Source organism: Streptomyces sp. NBC_01716 (genome assembly GCF_036248275.1).
Classification (GTDB): domain Bacteria; phylum Actinomycetota; class Actinomycetes; order Streptomycetales; family Streptomycetaceae; genus Streptomyces.
Window position 1 is genome coordinate 8,192,311 of sequence record NZ_CP109181.1, and the last position, 25,283, is coordinate 8,217,593.

A 25,283-nucleotide genomic window follows, 5' to 3' on the forward strand; every position below is an offset into this window, starting at 1 on the left:
CGCAACCTCGGAGTACCGTGAATCGGGCCGGCCCAGGGCCTGGTCCCGGCGACGACGCAGTGAAGTGAGGGGGACCATGCCAGACGTCAGGTCGAACGCCCTTTCCGGGCGGCAGTCCGACGTGCTCAACGCCCTTGAGGAGGCCTTCCTCGCTGAGGGCTTCCGCCATCTCACGATTGGTGACATGGCCGCCCTCGCTCGCACCTCCCGTCGCACGATCTATCACCTGGGGCAGAGCAAGGAAGAGGTCGTGGTCGGCGTCGTCGACCGCTACTTCAACTCGATGGGCAAGGAGGCGCTGCGCCGCGCCCACGGCACAGCGAATGTGCACGACCAGATCGAGGCCTACCTGTCAGCCTCCGTTGAGCGCAATCGTCGAGCCAGCCGTCAGTTCGTGCACGACGTCGAGAACTATCTGCCTACGAGCCACGTCTACGACCGCCATCAGGAGATCGCGATTCGGGAGCTGGAGACGATCGTGCGAAAGGCGATGGAGCGGGGAGAGGTCACCGGTGGGTCGCCGGCCTTGTGGGCCGAGATGCTCGGCGCCGTGATCCGTCATCTGCGGGACCCCGATGTGCTCGATCGGGTGGGCGCCACCCGCGGCGACGCACTTGAGTTGTTCGGGCGGTTCTGCCGCCGCGGCCTGGCCTGAGCCGCGATCGTGCAGCCGCTCGACAGGCGGCACCGGCACGCCGGACTGGGGTGTTCACGAGTGGCGCTCACCTGTGGCTCTCCGGCCCGCTCAAGGTCCTTCCCGGGCACCTGGTGATCGTTCCCCGAAACGGCCCCGCCTCCTGCAGACCGGCGACACTGTCGTCACAGGCACGTATGCGCGTGGCGGCAGTTCGGGGTGCAAGCTGTGTTGTCCACGGACAGTGGGACATCTGGGTGAGCGGACAGTTCAGGGTTCTGTGTGAGGACAGCTGATCTCCCTGTCCGGTATGACAAATCGTCGCCCGTGCAGCTCAACGATGAGACTGCGTGGGCATAGGGTGGCTGGGTGTCAGCCGATCGGAATGTGCGGGCCAGGCCCATAGCCGAGTGGCACGGCGTCGTCGACTTTGTGGAGCAAGTGCGACTGCGGCCCGGGATGTGGGTCCATGGTGGATCGGTGCAGGAGCTGGCCACGATGCTGTTCGGGTACTCCGTCGCGCTTCAGGTCCACGCGCTGGACGAGGAGTTCGACACCTTCCACTCCTGCGGACCGTTCGCCCGGTGGCTGAACCGGAAGTACCGCTGGTCAACGGTGCGGGGCTGGGCCAGTGCGATCGAGCAGAATCTGCCCGATGAGCCGCCTCTGGAGGCGTTCTTCCGGCTGTTCGACGAGTTCCGGGAGAGCGGGGACGGCCAGGAAGCAGTAATCGGACCGCCCTGACGCCAGCGGCCGCTCGCTCACGATCATGGAGCGACGTTCGTAGGCGGTATCGATGACGCGGTATAACGCCTCGGCGGCGGCCTGTCCGGACGGGAGCATGCCGATGTCGTCGACGACGATCGAATCGCTTCGGGTGATCTTCGCGACGGCCTTGGTGACGGTGTTGTCGACGGTGGCCCGCCCCAGATGTGCGGTCAGCGACTCCAGGGTGAACCAGGAGACCTGCATTCCGGCTCCGATGGCCTTGTGGGCCAGGGCCTCGGCGAGATGGCTCTTGCCTGCCCCGGACGGCCCGGCGACAGCCAGATTCTCCGCGCGGCCGATCCATTCCAGGGTCATCGGCGCGTGCTGAGTTGGCAGCGGGATCGAGGAGTCGGCCTCCTTCCAGGACTCGAAGGTCTTGCCGGAGGGCAGGCCGGCCTGGCGGTGGTGGTTGCGGCGGGTGGCCTCGTCACGGCCGTGGGCCTCGGCCTCCAGCAGGATCCGCAGGACCTCGGCGGGGTCCCAGCGTTGCGCGCGGGCGGTGGCGAGCACGTCGGGGGCCGCCGCGCGGAGGTAGGGGAAGCGCATCCGTCGCAGCACCGCGTCCAGCTCGGCTGAGATCGGCGGCGCCAGGGGCGCGGGTGGGACGGGGGAAGGTGCGGGGATCAGCTCGGGCGGGTCGACGACGGTTGTGGCCATGGGGGGGGGAACTGCCTTTCTGCTGCTGATGGTTGGGTGTTGCCCGGTCCGGAGATCAGGTGGCCTGGCGGCCGAAGTGGGACCAGGCGCCGGTGCCCGGTTGCACCGAGTGGGCTTCGTCGGCGACGACCGCGCCGGCCATCTTGACCCGGATCCGGGTGGTGCCGGCCGCGGCGGCCTCGATCAGCCAGGACTTGGCAAGCCGCCACTGAGCGGAGCGATGAGGATCCCCGACTCCAAGGTCGGCCAACTGCTGACGCTCCTGGACCGCTCCGGCGTTCCCCAGGCTTCGCGTAGTGCTGGCCGGTCTGCTCCTGTCGGCGTACTACACCGGCCGGGCCACCGTCGCCTACACCGGCTGCAGCCCACCCTCTTTCCAGACTCCCGTCCGTCGGCTCGGCTACCGCCTCGCCCTGGACTACAAGGTCAAAAAGCGTGGCCTGCAAGGCAGTTGGCACCAGGCGCCTCTCGTCGACGACTCCCTGTTCTGCCACGCCACCAGCGGTGCCACCGACGACGGTGTCCGGCTTCGCGGCGACGTACTCCGCGAGATGATCGAGGCCCGCGAGCCGTACCACCTCAAACTGAAACAGGGCCCCGACTCTCGCGGCGCGATCCGCCTCCAGTGTCCGGCCGCCGGACCGTCCCCGGCAGTCACCGTTCCCGCCGACTCGGACGCGGACTGGCGTCCTGGCTCACCGAACGCGACGGTCCCGGCGAACTCACCGACGCCGACTTTGAAGCCACCGGTCCCCTGCCCCCGTACACCTCTCCGGCCATCACGCCGCCGGCAACCTTCAGTGGACGGCATCCGCCGCCGCGTAAAAAACGACGACAGCCTTGACCGGTACCAGAGGTGTGCTTACGATACCGATGGCAGTACCCAGTGTGGGCTGGGTCACTCGATCGATCGTGATCGTTAGCGCAGTTCCGTAGCCCGCGAGTGGCTCCCCCGAGCGACTCGTGTGGTCATCCAACTGCCGCAGGACGGGGCGGACACCTGGTCCGCGCCGACGTGAAACTGAGGGAGGAGCAGGTATGACGAGAACTCGCATCGCGGCGGTGTGCGGGGCGCTGCTGGCGCTCACGCTGTCGGCGTGTGGCAGCTCGTCGTCGGACGGTCCCACCGGGTCGACCAGCGACGACGTCATCAAGCAGGCGAAGGCCTCGACGGAGCAGGCCTTCGCCGGCACCGATCGTGCCCTGCCGACCGACGGTCCCGAGGCGCAGGCCGGCAAGACCGTGTGGGCGCTCGCCTGCAGCACCCAGGCGGCCGGCTGCGTCGTGCCGGCCCAAGGATTCGTCGAGGCCTCGAAGGCGCTCGGGTGGGAGGCCAAGCTGGTCGACGGCAAGGTTGACCCGGCGGTCTACAACTCCCAACTGCGGGCCGCTGCGGCTGCGAACGTCGATGCCGTCGCCTTGTTCGGCGTCGATTGCTCCGTGGTCAAGGCCTCGATCGAGGTGGTGCAGGCAGCCGGCGTCAAGGTTTACGGCGGCAACGCGCTCGACTGCGACGACAAGTTCAGCGACGGTGGCAAGCCCCTGTTCGACGAGTACCTACGGTTCAACCAGGACCTGATCTCGTACGAGGACTACATGAGCACCTTCGTCGGCCCCACGATCGCCGACTGGGGCATCGCCGAGACCGACGGCACGGCGGAGGTCATCCTGATGCGCCAGGACGACAATGCCACCCTCCGGATGGTCGGAGACGCCCAGGCCGGCCGCCTCGCTGAGTGCGACGGATGCGTGGTCCACGAGGTGACGTTCACTTCTGTTGACCTGTTCGGCGGGAAGCTCCAGGGCAAGGCCGCCGCCGCGCTCCAGCAGTTCCCGAACGCGGACGTCGTCATGGTTCCCGCCGACTCGGCGATCACCCTCGGAGTGGGGGCGGCTGTCGACCAAGCGCGCCAGGGCGGGCGTGAGGACCTACTGCTCGCGGGCAACGAGGGTGTTGCCTCGTCGATCACCCTGATTCGCAACGGGACGCAGTCCTACGCGGTCGGCCGGCCGCTCACCTGGACCGGCTGGGCTGCGGCGGACGGCCTGAACCGGCTCTTCGCCGGCGAAGAGCCGGTCGATTCGGGCATGGGCATCGGCAGCATGGACGCCGAGCACCTCCCCGACGGCGACGTGTACGACGGCAACCCGGCATCGTCGGGCTACCAGGAGAACTACAAGAAGATCTGGGGAGTGGACTGAGTGGTCGACGCCACCTCCGGGAGGCGGGCGAGCGCTCTGGCGCTCGCACACCTCTCCAAGACCTTCCCCGGCACGCGAGCCCTCGCGGACGTCAGCTTCTCGGTCGCGCCCGGCCACTTCCACGCACTCGTAGGCGGCAACGGCTCAGGGAAGTCCACGCTCATCAAGATCCTCGCCGGCGTCTACAGCGCCGACCGGTGTGGGTCGCTCCACCTGGGTGACGAGAGCTTCGACGTCGAGCAGCTGACGCCGCGCTGGTCCCGGGAGGCAGGCATCAGGTTCGTCCACCAGGACCTCGGCTTGTTCCCGGAGCTGACCGTGACAGAGAACGTCCTCGCCGGCAGTCCTTTCCCCCGGCGGCTCGGCGGCATCGACTGGTCCGAGGCACGCCGATCGGTCCAGCTACTGCTGGACGCGCTCGAGATCCCTGTCCACGCGCGGTCCCTCGTGCGTGACCTGCGACCTGCCGACCAGACGCTCATCGCGGTGGCGCGCTGCCTGCGCGACCGCGACTCCGGCGGCGTCGGTTTGCTCGTCCTGGACGAGCCGACGACGCGCCTGCCCGCCGACGAGGTGGACGGCCTGCTTCAGCGGCTGCGGGCCTACAGCAGTCGGGGCCAGAGCATCCTCTACGTCACGCACCGGCTCGACGAGGTTCTCGGCTATGCCGACACCGTGACGGTGCTGCGCGACGGCCGCCACGTCGACACCCGCCCCGCGGCCCAGCACGATCGCGAGAGTCTGGTGGCGCACATAGCAGGACACGCGCCCGCGGAGCGACAGCGCCGGCCGCGGACTTCCTTCGGACCGGCCGTGCTCTCGGTCGAAGGCCTGCGGGGTGGTCCCCTGGAGAACGTCACCTTCGATATCCGCGCCGGGGAGGTCGTGGCCCTGGCCGGGTTGGTCGGCAGCGGCCGGACCAGCGTGATGCAGAACGTCATGGGAGCAGTCAAGCCGCGGGGAGGCTCGGTCTCAGTGAGCGGCCGACGGCTCCGGTCCGGGCACGTCGCCGAGGCGATCTCGCGTGGCCTCGCGCTCGTCCCCGAGGAACGGGCGCGCGACGGTGCGTTCCTGTCCCTGTCGGTGACCGAGAACCTCTCGGCGTCGACGATCGGCCGGTACCGGCGCGGTGGCTGGTTGCGGCGCACCGACGAGCGCGGGGATGCCGAGCGCGACATCGACACTTACGGCATCAAGGGAACGGCGGACGCACCGATCGCCCGGTTGTCGGGCGGGAACCAGCAGAAGGCCGTGATGGCGCGGGCGATGAGGTCCGCCCCGGTCGTCCTCCTCCTGGACGAGCCGACGCAGGGGGTCGACGTCGGTGCACGGGCCGACATCTACGCCCAGATCGACGCGGCCGTCGCCGGCGGTGCGGGAGTGCTCCTTGCGACGTCCGACCTCGATGAGTTGCTCCATCTCGCCGACCGGGTGCTCGTGCTTGCCGACGGCCGCATCACAAGCGAGGCCTCGGGTCCGGATATCACCCGCACATGGATCTTCGACAACGTCTACCCGCACGAAAAGGCATCGACATGACATCCCAGCACGCCCGTACCACCCTCGAGATGCCGACCGGGAAGCCACCCGCCGAGGACAACGCCGTGACGACAACGAATGGATGGCGCCCGTCGCTCCTGCGCCTGACCGAGCGTTTCGGACTCGTGATGCTGCTGCTGGGCGTCGCGATCTACTTCGCCCTCAACCCTGCCACGTCGGCGACGTTCCCCACGGTGTCGAATTTCCGCAACATCGTGGCCAACGACTCGGTGCTGATCCTGGCGGCGCTCGCCGCCCTGATCCCCTTGGTGGCGCACCGCTTCGACCTCTCGGTAGGAGCGATCGTGGCACTGACGTCGATCGCCGCGGCCAAGGCGACCACCTCGATGGAGCTGCCGATCCTCGTCGGCGTGGTCATCGCCGTGACGATCGGTGCGCTGGTTGGGCTGGCGAACGGGATCCTCATCGCGTACTTCCGGGCCAACTCGCTCGTCATCACCCTCGGCATGGCCACCCTGCTCGGGGGCGTGGCGTCCGCGTGGTCCGGCCATCAGACCATCGTCGGCGTCCCCGTGACCCTCACGAACTTCGGCAACGGCCTGTGGTTCGGCGTCCCGCGGCCGGTGTACCTCGTCATCGTGGCCGCACTGGCGGTGTCCTTCCTCCTCGGGCTGACGATCTTCGGGCGGCGTCTGTTGTCGGTGGGTGTCAACGAGACGGCGGCACACCTCGTGGGCCTGCCGGTCCAGCGCACGGTCGCTCTGGCCTTCGTCGCCTCGGGCGCGCTCGCCGGCCTGGCGGGTGCTCTGCTCCTTGCCCGGACCGGTAGCGCGGCCTCCGGGGTCGGGGTGGGCTACCTGCTTCCGGCGCTCGCTGCGATCTTCCTGGGGTCGACCACCATCTGCCCGGGGCGCTATACCGTCGCGGGCACTCTCGTCGGCGTGTTCTTCGTCGCCATCAGCATCAACGGCTTGACCCTCGCGGGAGCGGCCGACTGGGTCGAGCCCGCGTTCAACGGCGGCGCCGTCATCGTCGCGGTGGCGGTCTCCTCGCTGCTGACCCACCGTCGCCTGACGGGTGCGTCGCGATGATCGCCTCGTACGAGCTCGACGCGGAGGAGACCGCGATTGTCGCCCTGGTCCGCGACTGGGTCGACCGCGAGGTCAAACCCGTGGTCCAGGAACTGGAGCACGCCAACACCTACCCCGGGAAGCTCATCGACCAGATGAAGCAGATGGGCATCTACGGCCTGGCCATCCCCGAGCCGTGGAACGACGCCGGGGTGAGCGCGCCGTGCTACGCCGCGGTCACCGAGGAGCTCGCCCGCGGATGGATGAGCCTCGCCGGTGCGATGGGCGGCCACAGCGTCGTGGCGAAGCTCCTGATCGACCACGGCACGCAGGAGCAGAAGGACCACTACCTGCCGCGCATGGCGACCGGTGAGATCCGCGCGACGATGGCGCTGACCGAGCCGGGAGGGGGTTCTGACCTGCAGGCCATGCGCACGACGGCCCGCAAGGAGGGCGACGACTACGTCGTCAACGGCTCCAAGACCTGGATCACGAACGCGCGGCGCTCCCAGCTCGTGGCGCTCCTGTGTCGCACAGACCCGGACGCGGAGCCCGTGCACCGGGGCATCAGCATCCTGCTGGTCGAAAAGGGGCCGGGCTTCGAGGTCTCCCGTGATCTGCCGAAGCTCGGCTACAAGGGAGTCGAGAGCTGCGGGCTCTCCTTCGACGGGTACCGTACCCGGCAGAGCAGCCTGCTCGGGACCGAGGAGGGCCAAGGGTTCGCGCAGATGATGCGTGGTCTCGAAATCGGTCGCATCCAGGTTGCCTCGCGTGCGCTGGGCGTCGGCGCCGCGGCCCTCGAGGACGCGCTGCGCTACAGCCAGGAGCGCGAGAGCTTCGGCAAGCAGATCTGGGAGCACCAGTCGATCGGCAACTACCTGGCCGACATGGCCACGCAGCTGACCGCGGCCCGTCAGCTCGTGCAGTACGCAGCGCGGCGCTTCGACTCCGGTGAGCGCTCCGACATGGAGGCCGGCATGGCCAAGCTCTTCGCATCCGAGGTGGCCATGAAGATCGCCCTCGACGCGGTGCGCATTCACGGTGGTTACGGCTACTCCACCGAGTACGACGTGGAGCGGTACTTCCGGGACGCGCCGCTCATGATTGTCGGCGAGGGTACCAACGAGATCCAGAAGAACGTCATCGCCCGCCAACTCGTCAAACGGAACCCGGCCTGATGGGCGTGAGCAACCGCACGTGGCTGTTCGTCCCCGCCACGACCCCACAGCGGTTCGCCGGCGCCGCGGCCTCCGGTGCCGACGCCGTGATCCTCGACCTCGAGGACGCCGTCGGTGTCGATGCCAAGGACTCGGCCCCTGGGTCGGCTGCGGCGTGGCTCTCGAACGCAGGCCGGGCCTGGGTGCGGGTCAACGCGACCGGCACGCCATGGCACGACGACGACGTCGCGGCAGACCTCGTCGCCGCAGAGGCCCGACGGTCCCGCGCGCTCGGGTTCGGCGGGAAGCTCTGCATCCATCCTGCCCAGCTGGAGGCGGTGGCGCGGGTGTTCGCGCCGACCGCAGAGCAGCTGGCGTGGGCTCGCGGCGTCGTCGAGGCAGCCGCGGCCGCAGGTGGAGGCGTGGCCACCGGTCCCGATGGTCACATGATCGACAAGCCCGTGATCGATCGCGCACGCGCGATCCTGCGGGACTGAGCAGGAGGGGATCCCGCATGCTTCCTCTGGAGGGACTCACCGTCGTGTCGCTCGAGCAGGCCGTGGCCGCACCGTTCGCGACCCGGCATCTCGCCGACCTCGGCGCCCGCGTCATCAAGGTCGAGCGACCCGGCGCGGGCGACTTCGCCCGCGGCTACGACCGCACCGTGCACGGAGACTCCAGCTACTTCGTGTGGCTCAACCGCGGCAAGGAGTCGATCGAGCTCGACATCAAGGCGCCCGGGGACCGCGCTGTGCTCGACGCCATGATCGCCTCGGCCGACGTCGTCGTGCAAAACCTTGTGCCGGGTGCCGTGGAACGTCTCGGCCTGGACGCGGCGAGCCTCCGAGCACAGCGCCCGGAGCTGATCCACTGCTCGATCTCGGGGTACGGCACCGCGGGGCCGTACCGGAGCAAGAAGGCCTACGACCTGTTGGTGCAGTGCGAGACCGGGCTGCTGATTGCCACAGGTACGCCCGACACCCCCAGCAAGGTCGGCACTTCGGTCGCCGACATCGCTACGGGGATGTACGCGTACTCTGGCGTTCTCGCCGCACTGCTGCGGCGTGCGACGCAAGGAATCGGCGCCACGATCGAGGTCGCGATGATCGATGCGCTGGGCGAGTGGATGAGCCAGCCCGCTTATCACGCGGTGCACGGAGGCACCGAGACGCGTCGCACTGGCGCGAAGCACGCCTCGATCGCACCGTACGGCCCCTACCCCGCCGGCGATGGAAACCTCGTGTTCCTCGGGGTCCAGAACGACCGCGAGTGGGCGAGGCTCTGCACCGATGTCCTGCACCGGCCGGAGCTCGTCACGGACCCGAGGTTCGTCGGCAATCCCGAGCGCGTGGAGAACGACGAGCAGATCACTCCGGTTGTCGCCGAGGCCTTCGCCGGTATCGATGCCGAGGAGATCGTCGCGCGCCTCGACGCGGCGGGCATCGCCTGCGCGCGCTTGCGGGCACCCTCCGAGCTTATGGCCCACCCACAGCTCCAGGCTCGCGACCGATGGCGCGAGGTTCGGACCCCGGGTGGCGTGATTTCCGCGATGCTGCCGCCGGTGTCAGTGGACGGTCAGGAGTCGCGCATGGGTGACGTCCCGCGCCTTGGTGAGCACAACGCGGCGCTACGCGCCGAGTTCGCAACCGGGCGTACCGAGGTCTCCGCGTGAGCGAGCACCCGACCCACATCGAACGCCGCGAGGTGCTCCGGCCAGAGCCCGCGCTCGCGCTGACCCGCCTGCTGGAGGTTGGTGAGCCTGACTTCGATCGCGACGGTCTGCCGCTGCTGTGGCACTGGCTGTACCTCCTCGAGCGGCCGGCCCAGGCAGATCTCGGCACCGACGGCCACCCCGTCAGAGGCGTTATTCCGGCGCCGCCGGAGCCGGGGCGGCGTCGCATGTGGGCAGGCGGACGGGCCACGAGCCTCGCGCCGCTGCGCCTCGGCGTCCTGACGACCCGGCGCACCGAGATCGTGTCGTCGACCGACAAGAGCGGCCGCAGCGGACGGCTGACCTTCGTCGTGGTCCGCCACACGATCGAGCAGGACGACTCACCCGTCGTGGTGGAGGAGCAGGACATCGTCTACCGCGACGCAGTGGCGCCGAGTGCCCCGGCGCCGGTCGAACAGGTCGAGGACATCGGACTGGAGCCAGGGGAGTGGCGTCTGCCGATCGATCCGGCGCTGCTGTTCCGGTTCTCCGCCCTGACCTACAACGCCCATCGCATCCATTACGACCGTGACTACGCGCGCGAGGTCGAGGGGTACGCCGGGCTTGTGACGCACGGTCCGCTGCAGGCGATCGCGATGGCCGAGGCCGCGCGCGAGCGGGGAGCGGACCGACGGGTCTCGATCGACTACCGACTGGTGTCCCCGCTGTTGGACCACCAGGGGCTGGTGGTCTCGGCGACCGCCGATGGCGCGAGCTGGCGCACGGGCGCGCGTGACCTTTCCGGCCGCGCGACAGCTCGCGGGCGAGTCACTCGAGGCGGGCTCGTGCAACCCTCCTGACCTATTCGATTCGACCCTGCTGACCCAGTGGTCATCGACAGTCATCGGCATCCGCAGAACGCCCGGCAGGCGCTGCGCAAGGCAGGGCGGTGTGGGCCCCGACCGCCCGCCGGGCGTTGCTCGAATCACGGCACGGTGGTGGTACTTGCGGTGGCGCGCTTTAGCGCGAGGGCTTCACGGCAGCGCCAGCCCGACCAGAGGGCGATGACGAGAACGGCGGAGGCGGCGAGGCTGCCAAGGAATTCGGGGATTGCGGCATGGAGGAGAGACCTGGGTGGTGTTCATCCGGTGACCACCGCACCACAACCGAGGCGGCTGGTGGCGAGCCGCTGGTTGCCCAGCCGGCGGTTCCCGCGCGAACGTCCCGGCCACGCGCTGGACGGCTTCGTCGCGGACGAGAATGACCAGCCCGGACCGCTGTTCGACTGGTTGTCCAGCGGTGACGTCCCGTTGGACGAAAGCGGCGAGCTGAAGGTGTCGCAGACGTCCTACGACTACATCCGGCCGTACTGGGACCAGATCGGAGTCACGATCGTCGGCCGCCACGTCTTCGACCTGACGGACGGCTGGGACGGAAAGCCTCCGGGCGGGATCGACCACGTGGTCGTCGTGTCGCACCGGCCGATCCCCGAGGGCTGGGACCCGAAGGCGCCGTTTCACTTCGTCGACGGCGTCGAGGCAGCCGTGGCCAAGGCGCAGGAGCTTGCGGGTGACCGCATGGTCGAGGTCGCCGCTGGCGACGTCGGTGGCCAGGTGCTTGCCGCGGGCCTGATCGACGAGGTGCGCATGGACGTCGTACCCGTCGTATTCGGGTCCGGCAAGCGCTACTTCGGGTCGGTCCACGCGCAGCACCTGTTGGAGGATCCTGACGTGGTGATTCAGGGCAACCGGGTGCTTCACCTGCGCTATCGAGTGCGCCGTTGACCGATCTGAGCGGGTACCGCGAAGAAGTCACAGCGAACGGTGACACAGGATCGGGCCTCCGGCGGCGTTTGCGCATCGCTGTCCCTGGTCGGGCAGCCGACACCGATCCGCCCCAGCACCTCACCTGCGGCAACGGGCTGCCCGTCGATGGTGACGCGGATGTCCATCGGAGTGCTCCTGTCTGATCCGGACGGGCTCGCCGACGCCGAGGCCGGCGACTGCTCCGACGCCGACGATGATGCGAGGCGGTGGCGAGGGCCTGTTGGGCGGGTGAGTCGTCGGAGCAGGCGGTCGCGGCCGGCAGCAGTACTCCGGTGGTGGTGGCGGTCAGGGCCCGGCGAAGGGTGAAGGTCATGGGGTGCCGTCCCGCGGGTCGGGCATGGGCTCGGCGTGCCCGGGTTCAGCCGGTGGCCGGGGCGGTGGCGTACTCCTCGTCGGTGACGGGGTTCAGCCAGTGCACGACGTCGTGGTCGTCGTCGCCCTCGTTGATGGCCAAATGGACCATCAGCCGGTTCGGCGCGGCACCGTGCCAGTGCTCCTCGTCGGCCTCGAACAGGACGCGGTCGCCGGGCCGGATGACTTCCACCGGTCCGCCCCGGCGCCGGCACAGACCGACCCCTTCGGTGACGAAGACGGTCTGGCCCAGCGGGTGGCGGTGCCAGTGGGTGCGGGCACCGGGCATGAAGTGCACCAGGTTGGCGGTGACCCGGGACGGGGCGGGCGCCGCGGCGACGGCGTCGATGTAGACGTCGCCGGTGAACCAGTCCGCCGGCCCCTTGACGGTGTCGATCGAGCTGCGGGTGATCTGCACGGATGCTCCTCGTACGGTTGACGGGGGAGGTCAGGGGGTGAGGAGGGTCTTGATGGCGCGGCGTTCGTCCATGGCCTTGTAGCCTTCGGCGACCTGGTCCAGGGGGAGGGTGAGATCGAAGACCTTGCCCGGGTCGATCGCACCGGCAAGGACGCGGTCGATGAGGTCGGGCAGGTAGCGGCGTACAGGGGCGGGGCCACCGCGCACCCCGACGTGGGAGAAGAACAGCTCCTGCCCGTCAAGCGCAACCTCATGGGGGACGCCCACGAAGCCGACGTTGCCACCCGGCCGCGTGGAGTGCAGGGCCTGCCGCATGGACTGGGCGGTGCCCACGCACTCCAGGACACTGTCCCCGCCGATCCCGCCGGTCATCTCCTTGATCCGGGCAACACCTTCCTCACCACGCTCGGCGACGATGTCGGTCGCCCCGAACTCACGGGCGAGCTTCTGCCGGGACCCGTGGCGGGACATGACGATGATCCGCTCCGCCCCCAGTTCCTTCGCGGCGATCACCGCGCACAGGCCGACCGCACCGTCACCGACCACCACGGCCGTCGAGCCCGGCTTGACCTCGGCCGCGTCCGCGGCCCACCAGCCGGTGCCCATCACGTCCGACACGGCCAACAGCCCCGGCCAGAACCGTTCGTCCGGCACACCGTCGGTGGCGACCAGGGTGCCCTGGGCGTTGGGGATCCTCACGTAGTCGGCCTGGCAGGTGGACATGAACTCGCGGTTCAGACAGCTCGACTGGAACCCGTTGTGGCAGTTCGCACAGACGTTGTCCGAGGTCGCGAACGAGCCTATGACGAACTGGCCGGGCTTGACCGAGGTGACCTCCGGCCCGACCTCTTCCACGAAGCCGACGTACTCGTGGCCCATCGGGTGGGCGTGCTCGGTGGGCTCCGCACCGCGGTACGGCCACAGGTCCGAGCCGCACACGCACGTCACGGCCGTGCGGATGATCGCATCGGTCGGGTGCTCGATCTTCGGGTCCTCCAGAGTCTCGAAGCGGATGTCGCCGGGGGCGTGGATCACTGCGCCGCGCATGAGGGGTCCCTTTGCGTACCGGGTACAGAGTGCGGACCCGAAGCACGGGTGCCGGACCGCCCGAGCCGGGTGTGGGGCCCTGCCTTTGCCGCCTTCGTGACCGGCACGAGAAGCACCACGCCGTCCAGGTAACCCACTCTTCACAGGCGTAGCGAGGCACTGACAAGGGATGTACTGGCAGTACATCCCTGGGGCCGCGTGCGGGACGTACCGTCGAAGACATGGACAACCGTGAGGAGGCCCGCGAGTTCCTCACCTCGCGGCGCGCGAAGATCACCCCCGACCGGGCCGGACTGCCCTCCGGATCCCGTCGCCGGGTGCCGGGCCTGCGCCGCAGCGAGGTCGCGGCCCTCGCCGACATGAGCGTCGAGTACTACTCCAAGCTGGAGCGCGGCAACCTCGCCGGAGTCTCCCCGGCTGTCCTCAAGGCCCTCGCCCGCGCCCTGCAGCTCGATGACGCCGAACGCGCCCACCTGCTGAACCTGGCCCGGGCCGCCGACGGCTCCGACGCCCTCACCCGCCCCCACCGCCGTGCCACCACCCGGCAGTGGACCCCGCACCGCAGCCTGCAATGGACCCTGGACGCGATCACCGCCGGGCCGGCGTTCGTCCGCAACGGCCGGATGGACATCCTCGCCGCCAACCAGCTCTTCCGCGCCTTCTACACCGACGTCTACGCCACGCCCGGCAACCAGCAGAACCTGGCCCGCTTCACCTTCCTCGACCCCGCCTCCCGCCGCTTCTACCCCGACTGGGACGCCTTCGCCGACATCACCGTCGCCATCGTGCGTGCGGAAGCCGGCCGCAACCCCCACGACAAGGACCTGCACGATCTCGTCGGAGAGCTGTGCACCCGCAGTGACGCCTTCCGCACCCGGTGGGGCGCGCACAACGTCCGTCACCACGGCACCGGCACCAAACACTTCCACCACCACGCCGTCGGCGACCTCTCCCTCGCCTTCGAAGGTTTGGAGATGGCCGCTGCTCACGGTCTCACCCTCACCATCTACACGGCCGAACCCGGCTCACCCTCCGAAGAAGGACTGCGCCTCCTCGCCACCTGGGCCGCCACCCAGGAAGCCGCCCCGGACACCGAACGGTCAGCAGCCGACTGACCGCCGACGGCGCCGCCCCCCCGGGGGTTCGGCGTCGCCGCTGTACAGCACTTCCACTTCTCGCTGGACTCGTCTGCGGCTTCTCGGGGGTTGCGAAGCACCGGGCCTATCGCAGGGTGGCCTCGGTACCCAGGGCTTCGACGTCGCCTTGATCTCACGCAACCGCGTCAAGCTCGACGGCCTGGCGGCACAGCTCGTCGCCGAGGGCATCAACGCCGCCGCGTTCCCCGCGGACGTACTCGACCGCGACGCCCTCACCCAGGCCCTCAAGGACGCCGCCGCGCAGTTCGGCGGCATCGACGTCCTGGAGTACTCCCCGGTCGGGTCGTTCGGATCCACAACCCCTGACGACCCCCACCAGGACGGACCCGTCCCACTTGCAGCACGAGATGGAGTTCCAGCTCTACGGCGCCATCGCCGCTACCCAGGTGGTGCTGCCCGCCATGCGCGAGGCCGGCGCAGGCACTCTCCTCTACACCACCGGCGCGGGCTCCATCGACCCTGTCCCGGCAGTCGCCAACGTCAACGCTGTCGCGGCAGCCCTGCGCAACTGGGCGATCAACCTCCACAAGGAACTGGACGGCACCGGCATCCAGGTCGCACATGTCGGCATCGACGTGTCGATCGGCATGTCGGTCGTCCCCGGCTTCCCGACGGCCAAGCCCGAGCAGATCTCTCCCGCCTACTGGGATCTGCACACCATCAAGCGCGACCAAGCCGAACTCGTGTTCAGCCTCTGACACGCCCCGCCCGCCTCGGCTCTGGCGCCCTCTCCTCACGGTCACCGCGTAGTAGAGCGCCGGGGCTGGCAGGAGCCTGGCGGAACGCTCGTGCCCACAGCTTCCCGCTGTGGCGCCTCCAGCGTCAGTACTGGTCCCGGCCCGGGGCTTGTTCCCTGGCCGGGCGAACCCGGTATCGAAGAGGCGGGCATGATCGTGAAGCCTGACGCGCGGACGGTGTGGGGCCCGGAAACCGTGCCAGGCCCCAGGTGCTGTCCGGTGGATCTTCCACGCCGCCCGGCGGTCACACCTTGCGAGCGTCCCAGGGGGTGCGGAGCCAGCCGTCGTAGGAATGCAGCAGGGCCACCAGAGCCGCCCCCACCCGCCAGTCCAGCTCGGGCGCGCTCAGTTCGAGCTGCTCCCTGAACGGTCGGTAGTCCAGGAGCAGCCGGCCGCCGGCGCGCCATCTGATGCGCCGTGGGGCGCGGGGGATGTCACCGTTGTTGAACAGCGCCCCGAGGATGAGGAAGGGCAGCAGCGGGGAGAGCGGCCAGCAGACGAGCCACCAGAAGATCCGGCCCTTGTACCCCACCGCTTCGGGGAGACCGGGCTGTGCCACCGTCCAGCGGGTCCGTATGCCTCTGCCCCTGAGCGCCTTCTCGCGTACGACGGTGCCGATGACCTCACCGCCGGCGCCGAGCACCTGGTAGGTCGCCACCCCGTCGCGGGCCGACAGTGTCACCACTGTGGCCACCACACCGCCACGGTTCTCGTCGCCCCACAGGATGAACGAACGAGCGCCGGTCTTGTGCGCCGCGAGGTAGGCGGGCAGGCCGCCTGACGGAAGTTGGCGCTCCACATATGCGACAGAACGGAGCGTTCTCGATTCTTCGAGATTGACCACGTTCCGGACAACTGGAGGTGGGCCTCCCGACTCCAGGTCTTTGAGCTTCGCTGGAGGGATCCTCATGGTCAGGCCGACTGTCACCCTGTGTGCTCCACGTTCATTTACCGCTCGTCCGCCTTGCTCGGGGCACCATAACGCGGCCCGGCCGACAGGTGTGCCGGTCGTTCGACCCACATGGAACGGCGATCGTGCGCACCATAAGGACCCTTATCATCCTATTAAGGTGCTTTGTCTTGTTCATTGGTCAACTAGCCTTACCCTCATGTGGCATGGGGGACGCGGCGGCAACGCGGATCGAGACGTCGAGTCGATGGCGGGCCCCAGATCCAGCGAGCACCTGTTCGACGTGACCGTCGAGCGGTACGGGTTGTGGCTCCGGTCCACCGTGGTGTTTCTGTGCAGTGCGCTGGGCATCGTCGCCGCGGACGCGGCGACGAATCCCCTGGCGCTGTCCCTGCTGCTGACCGCCCTGCTCGCCTGCGCCGTACGGCTCCACGGGCTGCGCCACCCGCTCCCGTTCGCCTGGCGGTGGACGCTGGACGCGTTGGTGGTGGTGCTGACGGGGCTGTCCCAGCCGGTGCTCGGCGGCGGCGGCGCGGATGTGATGGTCGAGGCGATTCTCGGCATCTGCGTCATCACCTTCCAGCAGGAGTGGGCGGTGCGCCCCATGGTCGGCGCCACCCTGGCCGCACTGGGAGCTGTCGCCTGCGCGCTCGGCGACGTCCTCTCCTCGCCCGGCCACGGCCCGGAGCTGACCGCACTGGTGAAGCTGCTTGTGGTGGCGGGCCTGTCCAGGGCCGCGTACCTGATCGTCCGGACCCGCGCGAGGGCGGCCGACCGGTCGGCCGCGGCCTGGGCGGCGTCGCGCCGCGAGGCCGATGTCGCCGCCGCCCGGAGGGCCACCGAGCGGGAGTACCTGGCGACTCTGCACGACACGGCGAGCGCGACGCTGCTGATGGTCTCCCAGGGCGACGGCCGGGACTGGTCCTGGCTGTCCCCCCGGGCCAGGGAGGACCTGGAGGCGCTGTCGGCCATGCCGGGGTTCGAGACGGGGAGCGTCGACCTCGCGGAGCTTCTCCGCTGCGTGCCCGGTGCGCGCGAGGGCGAGGAGCAGGCACTGGTGCGGCTCAAGACGCGCATCGACGGTCCGCTCACGGTTCCGTCCGGCCCCGGACTCGCGATATTCAACGGGGTACGGGAGGCCGTCACCAACGTGGCACGCCACGCCGGAGTCCGGGAGGCGGAGCTCAGGGCAAGGGCGGAGCAGGGCGGCGCCGTCGTCGAACTGTCCGACGCGGGACGGGGGTTCGACCCGGGCTCCGTCCCCGCGCGGCGCCGGGGCATCTCCAACTCCATCGTCGGCAGGATGCACGCGGTCGGCGGCTCCGCCACGATCACCTCAGAACCGGGCAGCGGGACCCTCGTGCGGTGGCACTGGCGGGCCGGGACCCAACAGCCGTGGGACGACGCGCGGCTGAAGGGCGAGCCGCGGGCACACCAGCTCCCCGCACCGGCGCAGCACGCGGCCGTCGTCCGCCTCATCCGTGGGCAGTTGCTGCACGGGGCCCAACTGGCCGCGCTGCTCATCAGCCTGCTGTCGCAGTTCGTGCTCTCCCTGCGGCAGCTCACCGCCTACCAGGAGGTGTACCGCCCCGCGTGGGTGCAGACCGTGGCGTTCGTCTGCCTCATCGTCGTCGCGGTCGTCGGGGCCACCTATCTGCTGCGTGGCAGGCGGCTGCCGCCTGCCGTGCGTGGATGGGGCGTGGCCTCGGTACTCGGCGTCTCCGCGGCGTGCGCGTTCACGCTCCCGCCGGAGCGGCTGACAGGCGCAGAGGACTGGTCGTACGGACTGGTCGGCTGGCACGCCCTGTTCCTGCTGGCGGACCTGCGGATCAGGGTGTTCGCGGCGTTCCTCGGGGCGCACATCGCGATCAACGTGACCGCCGTGTTCCTGTTGGGGGCGCCGACCGCCGCGGACACCGCGGTGATGGGGATCGCCGCCGTCTCCACCTGCGGCTTCCAGCTCTCCGTCGGTGTACTGATGCACCTGCTCCACGACGCGGCCCCGGCGGCGGGGACCGCGGCGGCGCGTGAGGAGGAACTGCGCACCCGGGAACGTATCCATGAGGACATGCAGCGTGATCACAAGGAGCGCTACCGGGCGCTGACGGCGACGACGGTGCCGCTGCTCGTGGGCCTCGGTCACGGTACGCTGAGCCCGCACGACGAGGAGGTCAGGCTGCGATGCGGTGTCGAAGCCGCCCGTATGCGCCGCCTGTTCGCGGAGAGCGACGCCGTCTCCGACCCGCTGCTCAACGAGTTGCGGGCGTGCGTCGAGGTGGCCGAGCACCGGGGCGCGACGATAAGTCTTGCCGTACGGGGCCGGCAGGGCGAGGTGCCCGTGCGGATACGCAGGGAGTTGATCGACCCGGTGGCGGTGACTCTCAGCCGTACACGCTCGATCGCGCGGGTGACCGTCGTGTCGACGCCCTCCTCGGTACGGGTGAGCGTGATCAGCGAGGACCGCGCCGACTGCCGTCACACGGAAGAGCCACCTCGGGCCCACGGGCATGCCGCGGACGCCGGCGTGACCGTGGCCAGAACGACGCGGGACGGAAGCCTGTGGGTGGAGGCTGTCTGGCGACGACCCACAGAACTCCAGGAGTTGACCCGACATGAGTGACAACGGACCGGTCAGCGTGGTCGTCGTGGACGACCATCCCGCCATCCTCTCCGGCATCGAGGTGTGGTACGCCGCGTCCCGGCGGCCCATCACCGTGGTCGCGGCCGGTGCCTCCGTACAGGAAGCCTGGACCGCGCCGGGCAGTACGGCCGATGTCGTCGTCCTGGATCTGCAACTGGGCCAGGGCGGACCCGCGTTCGGCAGCCTGCGACGGCTCGTCGACGCCGGGCGGCAGGTGGTCGTCTACTCGATGCGCGACGACGAGAAGACCGCGCTCAACTGCCTGGACCTGGGAGCCGCGACCTTTCTGACCAAGAGTGAGGGCCAACAGCACCTGGTCGAGGCGACTTTGGCGGCGGCCGACGAACGGCCCTACATGCCGCCCGCGCTGGCCGGCGCACTGGGAACGAACGCCCGCGCCGACCGCCCCCAGCTCTCCGTACGCGAGGAGAACGTACTCATCGAGTGGTTCCAGTCGGAGTCGAAGGAACTCGTCGCGCAGCGCCTCGGCATCTCCACGGGGACGGTCAACTCGTACCTGGACCGGGTGCGTATCAAATACGCGAACGTCGGCCGCCCCGCCCGGACGAAGGCCAGCCTGGTGGCCCGCGCCGTCCAGGACGGACTGGTCGACGTGGACGACCTCTGAACTGGTGAAAAGGCCCCAGGAGCCGAGTCCACCATTCCACATGCTACTCCGATCGGGTGACTCGGTGAGCTGGAACTTGTGGCATATGCCGGGTTCCTGCGTTACTGAACCCATTCCAACCAAGGGCAGCCCAAACCACTCGGGATGCGTGGTGCCGGGATGGTCTGTCCCTTCCACACGTGGGGAAGGTGCAGGTCAGCCTGGGCTGCGATGGGCACCCGGTGGAGGTTGGAAAGCCAGTCGGCGCCGCTTCAGCGGTGCCGACTGGTCTGTTTTCCGGGCTGACCGGGGAAAGGCCGAGGGCATACGCCGCGGGAGGGCATATGCCGCCGGGAGGGCGTACCCCGGTGGTACGGCGGTGGTACGCGGGCGCCCGCCGCGACCCGCCCAACCATCCACGTGTGGTGACTGGCGCCTTGTCAGAGATTCCTCCCTGTGGGGTACTTGAAACAGCGAACCGGTGGGCCGCCCATCCCATAACCGGGGATCACGGTAAAGGGCGGCGTCCGCCGGTTCTTCCTTTGTGTGGCTACGAGGGAACTCCATTGACCGGCGGCACGGCTCAGCCGTCCGTCCTCCCGTACGGGTCTTCCGTGAAAGGCGGCCCGGCGGTCCCCAGGTTCGGCTGTGTCCTCTGTCCCGTCCTGTCAGCGAGGAGTCTCACCATGCCCATCTCTCCGAACCAGGGATCCACCGGCGGCGGCACGCTGGTGACGATCACCGGTACGAACCTGTCCGGCACCACCGCCGTAACCTTCGGCACCAAGCCGGGCACCAGCGTCACCAACGTCTCGCCGACCCAGGTCACGGCCGTGTCGCCCTCGGGCGCCGGCAGTGTCGGGCTGACCGTGACCACCCCGGGTGGCACGAGCAACCCGATTCCGTTCTTCTACGTCGGAGCGCCGTTCAAGTCCTCGCTCGGGCCGACGTCCGGCCCCCTCGTGGGCGGTAACACGGTCACGATCAACGGTGTCGGGCTGGCGACGGCCACCAGTGTGTCGTTCGGCGTCAATTCCGCGACGCCGACGGTCATCTCCGACACCCAGATCACCGTTGTCGTGCCCGCGGGCGTGGCAGCGGGCCCTGTGGGAGTGAGCGTGACCACCGCGGGCGGCACGAACAACGGTCTGTCCTACACCTACGTGGACGTCCCCACAGTGACCTCGGTGACGCCCACCTCAGGACCGACCACCGGTGGTACCGGTGTGACCATCATCGGCACCAACCTCGGCACCACCGGGTCGGTCACCTTCGACGGCAACCCGGCACCGTTCACCCTGGTGAACTCCACCACGATCTCGGCAGTCACCCCGCCCGGCGCCGCCGGAGCGGTCGACGTGGTGGTGACCAACCCGGCCGGTTCCGACACGGCCGCCGGCGCGTTCACCTACGTGACGCCTCCCGGTATCTGACCGCCACCCCCGCTGCCGCCCGGTTCTCACCGGGCGGCAGCTCTCCTTGACCACCGCTGTCCCAGCAGTGGTTCTCGTCTGTCCGCCGTCCGGCCACGCGATCCTCGGTGGGCGGACGGCCCTCATCCGCTGAAGCCCCAGACTGGGCGGTTTCCCCGGCCCGGACCGGACATCCGCGTCACCCCGGGCTTCGCCCTGGCTGCCATAGGAGCATCCTCATGCCGCCTACGATCAACACCATCAATCCCTCGCAAGGACCCACCACCGGGGGCACCACCGTCACCCTCACCGGCACCGGAATGACGGGGTCCACCGGCGTACGGTTCGGCAGTACCAACGCCCCCTCCTTCGTGGTCAACTCGGCCACCCAGATCACGACGGTGAGCCCGCCCCGTGCCGCGGGCGCTGCGGCGGTGATCGTCCTCCATCCGACCGGCAACAGCAACTCGGTGACATTCACCTATGTGGTGTCACAGGTGCCGGTGGTCACCGGTGTGTCGCCCAGCAGCGGCCCGACGGCGGGTGGCACCAATGTCACCCTCACGGGAACCGGGTTCACCGGAGCCTCGTCGGTCACCTTCGGCGGAGTCCCCGCGACGTCGTTCACGGTGAACTCGGCCACCCAGATCACCGCCGTGACACCCCCCGGCGGTGTCGGCGCCGCGGTGGTGGCCGTCACGACACCGGGAGGCACCAGCGCCCCCGACGCCTTCTTCTTCTACGCCGGGGTCCCCATCCTCACCAGTGCCAGCCCCTCCCAGGGTCCGACGGCCGGCGGTGTGGTGGTCACCCTGACCGGGAGCGATCTACTCAACGCCACCGCCGTACGGTTCGGCGTCACCAACGCCACCTCCTTCACCGTGGTGTCGGCGACGCAGATCACGGCCACCGCACCGCCGGGGACGGGGAGTTCACCGATCACGGTGGTCACCCCGGGAGGCACGAGCAATCCCGTCGCCTTCAGTTATGTCGCCGCGCCCACCCTGACGTCACTGGTGCCCAGCAGTGGTCCGACGTCCGCGGGGACCGTGGTCACCCTCACCGGTACGAACCTGTCCACCGCCTCGGCCGTCACCTTCGGGGGCACGCCCGTCTCGTTCACCGTCGTGTCGGGCACCCAGGTCACGGCGGTCGCACCCGCGGGACCAGCGGGTCCGGTGGCTGTGACCGTCACGACGGTCGGCGGCACCAGCCCCGGGCTGACCTACACCCGGGTGCCCCCGCCAGGCATCTGACACGCGCCGGGGTCCAGTCAGGCTACTCGTGGGCGCCGCCTCCCTGGAACGCAAAAGGGGCCCCCATAGCGTGAAGCTCAACGGCACCCGCACCCTGCGGGCCTGGCCATAGAGCAAGGAGCAGAACCGGTGAGGATCACACCACGCAGAGGAAGACTTGTCGTCGCCACCGCCATGGCGGCCGTGCTGGGGCTGGCCTCGCCCGCCTGGGCCGCGCCGTCGAGCACCACGGTGACCGCCACTCCGCAGTCCGCCGAGGTGGGCGACGCGGTACAGCTGGCGGCGACGATCGACTGTACTGGCGACCCCTCGGGCGGGCTCGGCGTGACGTTCTTCGACGGAAGCGACCTGCTCGACACCGTGCCGGTGAACGCCAACGGCCTGGCCAGCTACAGTGGCTCGTTCACCACCGTCGGCTCGCACATCATCACGGCGGCCTACAACGGCAACGATGAGTGCGACGCCTCGAACAACACCACGACCGTCCAGATCACGTCCACCCCGACGCCGCCCAATCCGCCGAAGCCCGGCTTCTGTCTCCTCGCCTGCGGCGGACTGATCGGCTTCAACGTCGGCAAGATCCACAACCCCGTAAACATCTACAAGCACTAGTAGCCCTGATGGCGGGTGGCCCGGTTCATGGAGAGCCGACTGATCCGGGCCTCCCGCCGGGGCGTGTTTTGGATGAGAGGGGACCGTCATGGTGTCGTTCACGGACAACTTGGCCGACGATGTCACGCTTGAGGGCGCGGTGATGAACGGTGTGCTCCAGGGGTGCGACGCCGTGCGGGCCCAACTCGGGGTTGTCAGTGGGTTCTACCGCGACCGGGTGGACAGATTCAGCTTCGACGCCGACTCCTACCATGTGGAGGAGTACACGGCGGTCGTCGACGGACGGCCGATCAAGGCCACCGCGACAATGCACCGAAACGAGCAGGGCGAGGTCGACGCGGTCGTCGTCAATCACCGGCCCTTGTCGGCCGCGCTGACGTCTCACGCCTGATCGCCGAATCGTCGCTCGGCGCGGAGTGGGACAGCCGTCGCTTCTACCGCCCCGAGGGCCAGACCTACCAGGACCTCCTGGACTACTCGGACGCGCAGGAAGACACCCACTAGGCCGCCGGGTGTGCTGGGGAGCAGTTCTGGGTGGGGGCGGGCGGTGGGTGGCGGCAAATAGCCGTCCGGCAGGGGGAGTTCTGGGGTGAGTCGGGTATCCGGTGCGTCGATCGCTCGCTGGTGTCCATGAGGCGTGCAGACCGTCCCGGGCACCGTGCGGGGGACGGCCGGCGGATCCGTTTCCTTCGGGGCCCGCGTGACGGACCGTAAGGGGAACTCGTTCGACCAGGCGGTCATCGACGCGTACCGCACGAAGTGACCGCCCCCAAGTAGTCGGCCTCACGTAACCTGCCTCGCCCGCACGGCCGTTCACCCGGTCGCGCGGGCGAGGTTCTGCCAGTCGGACAGGACCTACGCATCCCTGCGCCGCAGGAACCACCAGCCCGCCAGCATCGCCGCGACCGCCCACAGCGCCGTCACCGCCAGGCCCGCCAGCGGCGCCAGGTCGCCCGGCGGGTCCGCGTACAGGACCTGCTGGCCGGCGCGGTCCGGGAGATAGTCGGCGACGGAACCCGATGCCTCACCGAGGACCATGGAGAGAACGAGGGTGAACGGGATCACGATGCTCAGGACGGCGACCCCGCTGCGCAGCACCGCCGTCAGACCGGCCGCGAAGACCGCCATCAGCGTGAGGTACACCGCTCCGCCCACGATGGCGCGCACCGCGTCTCCGTCGCCCGGGTCCGGCGCCGCGTCGCCCATGAAGGCGCTTCCCGCCAGGAACGAGACGAGCGTGGTCACCAGGCCGAGCGCCAGCGCCAGACCTGCCACGTTCGCGAGCTTCGCCGCGTAGAACAGACCCCGCTTCGGCACCGCCGTCAGCGAGGCGCGGATGGCTCCCCCCTGGTACTCGGACGACATCGCCATCGTGCCGAAGGCGATCGCCGCGATCTGGCCCAGGTTGAGACCGATGAACACAGAGTAGAGCGCGTCGAACTCGGCGCTGTCCGCCTCGGAATCGCCGGTACCCGCGTTGGCCGCCACCCCGAAGCCGACCGTCAGTACGAAGCCGGCCAGGAGGGACCAGGCGGTCCCGCGCAGACTCCTGATTTTGATCCACTCGGAGCGGAGCACGGCTGAGGTGGACATGGTCAGGCCTCCTGCGGGGTCGAGGTCGGGTTCGAGGTCGGGGTCGTTGGAGAGGGCCCGGTCGGGGCCGACGCGGAGAACTCCGTTTCACCGGAGGTGAGATCGAGGTACGCCTGCTCCAACGTGGCCTCCTCGGCGGCGAGTTCGAGAAGGACGATGCCTTCCCCGGCGGCCAGGAGGCCGATGTCGTGGATCTCGGCGTTCTCGATCAGTACGCGGCCGTCGTCCGACTCGACGGGGACGTGGCCGTGCCGCAGCAGTACCTCGCGCAGCCGTGCGGGCTCCGTCGTACGGACGCGGACACGCGGCTTCACGCGGGACGCGATGAAGTCCTTCGTCGGTGTGTCCGCCAGCAGCCTTCCCTTGCCGAGGACGATCAGATGGTCGGCGAAGGAGGCTGTCTCGCCCATCAGATGGCTGGAGACCAGCACGGTGCGGTTCTCCGCCGCGAGGCCGCGCATCAGCTCGCGGATCCAGATGATGCCCTCGGGGTCGAGGCCGTTCGACGGTTCGTCGAGCAGCAGCACCTCGGGGTCGCCGAGCAGGGCCGCCGCGACGCCCAGGCGCTGGCGCATGCCGAGGGAGAACGTCTTCACCCGGCGGGAGCCCACGCTCGCGATGCCCGTCTGTTCGAGGACCTCGTCCACCCGCCTGCCGGGGATGCGATTGCTCGCGGCGAGCGCGAGGAGGTGGGCGCGGGCGGTGCGGGACCCGTGCGGTGCCTGGGCGTCCAGGAGGGCGCCCACGTGCCGCAGCGGCTCATCGAGTTCGGTGAACGGGCGGCCACCGATCACCGCCGTGCCGGAGGTGGGGCGGTCCAGGCCGAGCACGAGGCGCATGGTGGTCGACTTGCCCGCACCGTTGGGGCCGAGGAACCCGGTGACCTGGCCGGGCCGGACCGAGAAGGTGAGGCGGTCCACCGCACGTACCCGCGGGTAGACCTTGGTCAGGTCCTTCACATCGATCGCTGTCATGGCCACCACGGTGCCGTCCGAAGAGGGGCGACCGCTTCCCCCGGCTGCGGGAGAGAACTCCCCCGGCGGCGGGAGCGTGCTCCCCCACGTGGGGGAGCCACCC

Annotated in this window: 24 protein-coding genes and 1 pseudogene; 18 read left to right on the forward strand and 7 right to left on the reverse strand. The window is 69.4% G+C overall.

The genetic code is table 11. The features are described from left to right. Nucleotides 1-76: 76 nt before the first annotated feature. Nucleotides 77-655 carry a TetR/AcrR family transcriptional regulator gene (locus tag OIE74_RS36385; protein ID WP_329391476.1) on the forward strand — a complete coding sequence of 193 codons (579 nt, stop codon included), beginning with the start codon at nucleotides 77-79 and terminating at the stop codon, nucleotides 653-655. 588 nt (nucleotides 656-1,243) lie between these two features. Here OIE74_RS36385 and OIE74_RS36390 read toward each other — a convergent pair. Together OIE74_RS36390 and OIE74_RS36395 are read right to left on the reverse strand one after the other, a co-directional pair. Then, a complete protein-coding gene (locus OIE74_RS36390) occupies nucleotides 1,244-2,059 on the reverse strand; it encodes an ATP-binding protein (protein WP_329391478.1) in 816 nt (271 codons plus the stop codon). A 55-nt stretch (nucleotides 2,060-2,114) separates the two neighbouring features. Further along, entirely contained in the window at nucleotides 2,115-2,309 is a 195-nt protein-coding gene (locus OIE74_RS36395; protein WP_329391480.1) for a hypothetical protein, read from the reverse strand. A 788-nt stretch (nucleotides 2,310-3,097) separates the two neighbouring features. Here OIE74_RS36395 and OIE74_RS36400 point away from each other — a divergent pair. From OIE74_RS36400 to OIE74_RS36435, 8 genes are all read left to right on the forward strand, one after another. Further along, nucleotides 3,098-4,261, forward strand: coding sequence for a substrate-binding domain-containing protein (locus OIE74_RS36400; RefSeq protein ID WP_329391483.1), 1,164 nt, complete (start codon nucleotides 3,098-3,100; stop codon nucleotides 4,259-4,261). Beyond that, a complete protein-coding gene (locus OIE74_RS36405; protein ID WP_329391486.1) occupies nucleotides 4,262-5,800 on the forward strand; it encodes a sugar ABC transporter ATP-binding protein in 1,539 nt (512 codons plus the stop codon). After that, the gene (locus tag OIE74_RS36410) at nucleotides 5,797-6,852 is read left to right on the forward strand and encodes an ABC transporter permease (RefSeq protein ID WP_329391488.1); all 1,056 of its coding nucleotides are present in this window, start codon (nucleotides 5,797-5,799) and stop codon (nucleotides 6,850-6,852) included. Before OIE74_RS36405 ends, OIE74_RS36410 begins: the two co-directional genes overlap by 4 nt. Beyond that, entirely contained in the window at nucleotides 6,849-8,009 is a 1,161-nt protein-coding gene (locus OIE74_RS36415) for an acyl-CoA dehydrogenase family protein (RefSeq protein WP_329391490.1), read from the forward strand. The genes OIE74_RS36410 and OIE74_RS36415 overlap by 4 nt, the downstream gene beginning before the upstream one ends. Beyond that, nucleotides 8,009-8,485: an aldolase/citrate lyase family protein gene (locus OIE74_RS36420; protein WP_329391492.1), complete on the forward strand. Its 477-nt coding sequence runs from the start codon at nucleotides 8,009-8,011 to the stop codon at nucleotides 8,483-8,485. Before OIE74_RS36415 ends, OIE74_RS36420 begins: the two co-directional genes overlap by 1 nt. A gap of 17 nt (nucleotides 8,486-8,502) precedes the next feature. Further along, entirely contained in the window at nucleotides 8,503-9,660 is a 1,158-nt protein-coding gene (locus tag OIE74_RS36425) for a CaiB/BaiF CoA transferase family protein (protein WP_329391494.1), read from the forward strand. Beyond that, the gene (locus OIE74_RS36430) at nucleotides 9,657-10,499 is read left to right on the forward strand and encodes a mesaconyl-C4 CoA hydratase (RefSeq protein ID WP_329391496.1); all 843 of its coding nucleotides are present in this window, start codon (nucleotides 9,657-9,659) and stop codon (nucleotides 10,497-10,499) included. The genes OIE74_RS36425 and OIE74_RS36430 overlap by 4 nt, the downstream gene beginning before the upstream one ends. 333 nt (nucleotides 10,500-10,832) lie before the next feature. Beyond that, nucleotides 10,833-11,423, forward strand: a complete 591-nt coding sequence (locus OIE74_RS36435) for a dihydrofolate reductase family protein (protein ID WP_329392562.1) — start codon at nucleotides 10,833-10,835, stop codon at nucleotides 11,421-11,423. A 400-nt stretch (nucleotides 11,424-11,823) separates the two neighbouring features. Here OIE74_RS36435 and OIE74_RS36440 read toward each other — a convergent pair whose 3' ends face one another. Then, nucleotides 11,824-12,234: a (R)-mandelonitrile lyase gene (locus OIE74_RS36440; RefSeq protein ID WP_329391498.1), complete on the reverse strand. Its 411-nt coding sequence runs from the start codon at nucleotides 12,232-12,234 to the stop codon at nucleotides 11,824-11,826. Nucleotides 12,235-12,264: 30 nt separating this feature from the next. Beyond that, entirely contained in the window at nucleotides 12,265-13,281 is a 1,017-nt protein-coding gene (locus OIE74_RS36445) for a zinc-dependent alcohol dehydrogenase family protein (RefSeq protein WP_329391500.1), read from the reverse strand. 221 nt (nucleotides 13,282-13,502) lie between these two features. Between OIE74_RS36445 and OIE74_RS36450 the strand changes: the two genes are divergently transcribed. The 3 genes and pseudogenes from OIE74_RS36450 (at nucleotide 13,503) to OIE74_RS36460 (ending at nucleotide 15,136) form a co-directional block, all read left to right on the forward strand. After that, nucleotides 13,503-14,396, forward strand: a complete 894-nt coding sequence (locus OIE74_RS36450; protein WP_329391502.1) for a helix-turn-helix transcriptional regulator — start codon at nucleotides 13,503-13,505, stop codon at nucleotides 14,394-14,396. A gap of 148 nt (nucleotides 14,397-14,544) precedes the next feature. Continuing rightward, nucleotides 14,545-14,643 (forward strand): annotated as a pseudogene (locus tag OIE74_RS36455) (SDR family NAD(P)-dependent oxidoreductase); the annotation flags it as partial. A 130-nt stretch (nucleotides 14,644-14,773) separates the two neighbouring features. Next, nucleotides 14,774-15,136 (forward strand): hypothetical protein, encoded by a 363-nt coding sequence (locus tag OIE74_RS36460; RefSeq protein ID WP_329391504.1) that lies wholly within the window; start codon nucleotides 14,774-14,776, stop codon nucleotides 15,134-15,136. Between the two features lie 283 nt (nucleotides 15,137-15,419). On the opposite strand, the gene OIE74_RS36465 is transcribed toward OIE74_RS36460, so the two are convergent. Next, nucleotides 15,420-15,974, reverse strand: coding sequence for a hypothetical protein (locus tag OIE74_RS36465; protein ID WP_329391505.1), 555 nt, complete (start codon nucleotides 15,972-15,974; stop codon nucleotides 15,420-15,422). Between the two features lie 310 nt (nucleotides 15,975-16,284). Here OIE74_RS36465 and OIE74_RS36470 point away from each other — a divergent pair, with 310 nt between their 5' ends. The 6 genes from OIE74_RS36470 (at nucleotide 16,285) to OIE74_RS36495 (ending at nucleotide 23,004) form a co-directional block, all read left to right on the forward strand. Continuing rightward, complete coding sequence (locus OIE74_RS36470; protein WP_329391507.1) at nucleotides 16,285-18,705, forward strand: sensor histidine kinase; 2,421 nt, start codon at nucleotides 16,285-16,287, stop codon at nucleotides 18,703-18,705. Continuing rightward, nucleotides 18,698-19,354, forward strand: a complete 657-nt coding sequence (locus tag OIE74_RS36475) for a response regulator transcription factor (protein ID WP_329391510.1) — start codon at nucleotides 18,698-18,700, stop codon at nucleotides 19,352-19,354. Before OIE74_RS36470 ends, OIE74_RS36475 begins: the two co-directional genes overlap by 8 nt. A 665-nt stretch (nucleotides 19,355-20,019) precedes the next feature. Beyond that, nucleotides 20,020-20,766 (forward strand): IPT/TIG domain-containing protein, encoded by a 747-nt coding sequence (locus OIE74_RS36480; RefSeq protein WP_329391512.1) that lies wholly within the window; start codon nucleotides 20,020-20,022, stop codon nucleotides 20,764-20,766. Nucleotides 20,767-20,984: 218 nt separating this feature from the next. Beyond that, complete coding sequence (locus OIE74_RS36485) at nucleotides 20,985-22,001, forward strand: IPT/TIG domain-containing protein (RefSeq protein WP_329391514.1); 1,017 nt, start codon at nucleotides 20,985-20,987, stop codon at nucleotides 21,999-22,001. Between the two features lie 129 nt (nucleotides 22,002-22,130). Then, complete coding sequence (locus tag OIE74_RS36490) at nucleotides 22,131-22,613, forward strand: Ig-like domain-containing protein (RefSeq protein WP_329391516.1); 483 nt, start codon at nucleotides 22,131-22,133, stop codon at nucleotides 22,611-22,613. Nucleotides 22,614-22,701: 88 nt separating this feature from the next. Then, nucleotides 22,702-23,004, forward strand: coding sequence for a hypothetical protein (locus OIE74_RS36495; protein ID WP_329391518.1), 303 nt, complete (start codon nucleotides 22,702-22,704; stop codon nucleotides 23,002-23,004). A gap of 464 nt (nucleotides 23,005-23,468) precedes the next feature. Here the strand turns inward: OIE74_RS36495 and OIE74_RS36500 are convergent, their stop codons facing one another. Continuing rightward, complete coding sequence (locus OIE74_RS36500; protein WP_329391521.1) at nucleotides 23,469-24,206, reverse strand: ABC transporter permease; 738 nt, start codon at nucleotides 24,204-24,206, stop codon at nucleotides 23,469-23,471. A gap of 2 nt (nucleotides 24,207-24,208) precedes the next feature. Beyond that, on the reverse strand, nucleotides 24,209-25,180 hold the full coding sequence (locus tag OIE74_RS36505) for an ABC transporter ATP-binding protein (protein ID WP_329391524.1): 972 nt from the start codon (nucleotides 25,178-25,180) through the stop codon (nucleotides 24,209-24,211). Nucleotides 25,181-25,283 lie beyond the last annotated feature (103 nt).

Coding starts and splice junctions, on each gene's coding strand:
- OIE74_RS36500 (WP_329391521.1), bottom strand. CDS start 24,206: ATGTCCACCTCAGCCGTGCTCCGCTCCGAGTGGATCAAAATCAGGAGT.
- OIE74_RS36445 (WP_329391500.1), bottom strand. CDS start 13,281: ATGCGCGGCGCAGTGATCCACGCCCCCGGCGACATCCGCTTCGAGACT.
- OIE74_RS36400 (WP_329391483.1), top strand. CDS start 3,098: ATGACGAGAACTCGCATCGCGGCGGTGTGCGGGGCGCTGCTGGCGCTC.
- OIE74_RS36495 (WP_329391518.1), top strand. CDS start 22,702: ATGGTGTCGTTCACGGACAACTTGGCCGACGATGTCACGCTTGAGGGC.
- OIE74_RS36505 (WP_329391524.1), bottom strand. CDS start 25,180: ATGACAGCGATCGATGTGAAGGACCTGACCAAGGTCTACCCGCGGGTA.
- OIE74_RS36410 (WP_329391488.1), top strand. CDS start 5,797: ATGACATCCCAGCACGCCCGTACCACCCTCGAGATGCCGACCGGGAAG.
- OIE74_RS36480 (WP_329391512.1), top strand. CDS start 20,020: ATGCCCATCTCTCCGAACCAGGGATCCACCGGCGGCGGCACGCTGGTG.
- OIE74_RS36450 (WP_329391502.1), top strand. CDS start 13,503: ATGGACAACCGTGAGGAGGCCCGCGAGTTCCTCACCTCGCGGCGCGCG.
- OIE74_RS36475 (WP_329391510.1), top strand. CDS start 18,698: ATGAGTGACAACGGACCGGTCAGCGTGGTCGTCGTGGACGACCATCCC.
- OIE74_RS36425 (WP_329391494.1), top strand. CDS start 8,503: ATGCTTCCTCTGGAGGGACTCACCGTCGTGTCGCTCGAGCAGGCCGTG.
- OIE74_RS36485 (WP_329391514.1), top strand. CDS start 20,985: ATGCCGCCTACGATCAACACCATCAATCCCTCGCAAGGACCCACCACC.
- OIE74_RS36385 (WP_329391476.1), top strand. CDS start 77: ATGCCAGACGTCAGGTCGAACGCCCTTTCCGGGCGGCAGTCCGACGTG.
- OIE74_RS36415 (WP_329391490.1), top strand. CDS start 6,849: ATGATCGCCTCGTACGAGCTCGACGCGGAGGAGACCGCGATTGTCGCC.
- OIE74_RS36390 (WP_329391478.1), bottom strand. CDS start 2,059: ATGGCCACAACCGTCGTCGACCCGCCCGAGCTGATCCCCGCACCTTCC.
- OIE74_RS36420 (WP_329391492.1), top strand. CDS start 8,009: ATGGGCGTGAGCAACCGCACGTGGCTGTTCGTCCCCGCCACGACCCCA.
- OIE74_RS36470 (WP_329391507.1), top strand. CDS start 16,285: ATGTGGCATGGGGGACGCGGCGGCAACGCGGATCGAGACGTCGAGTCG.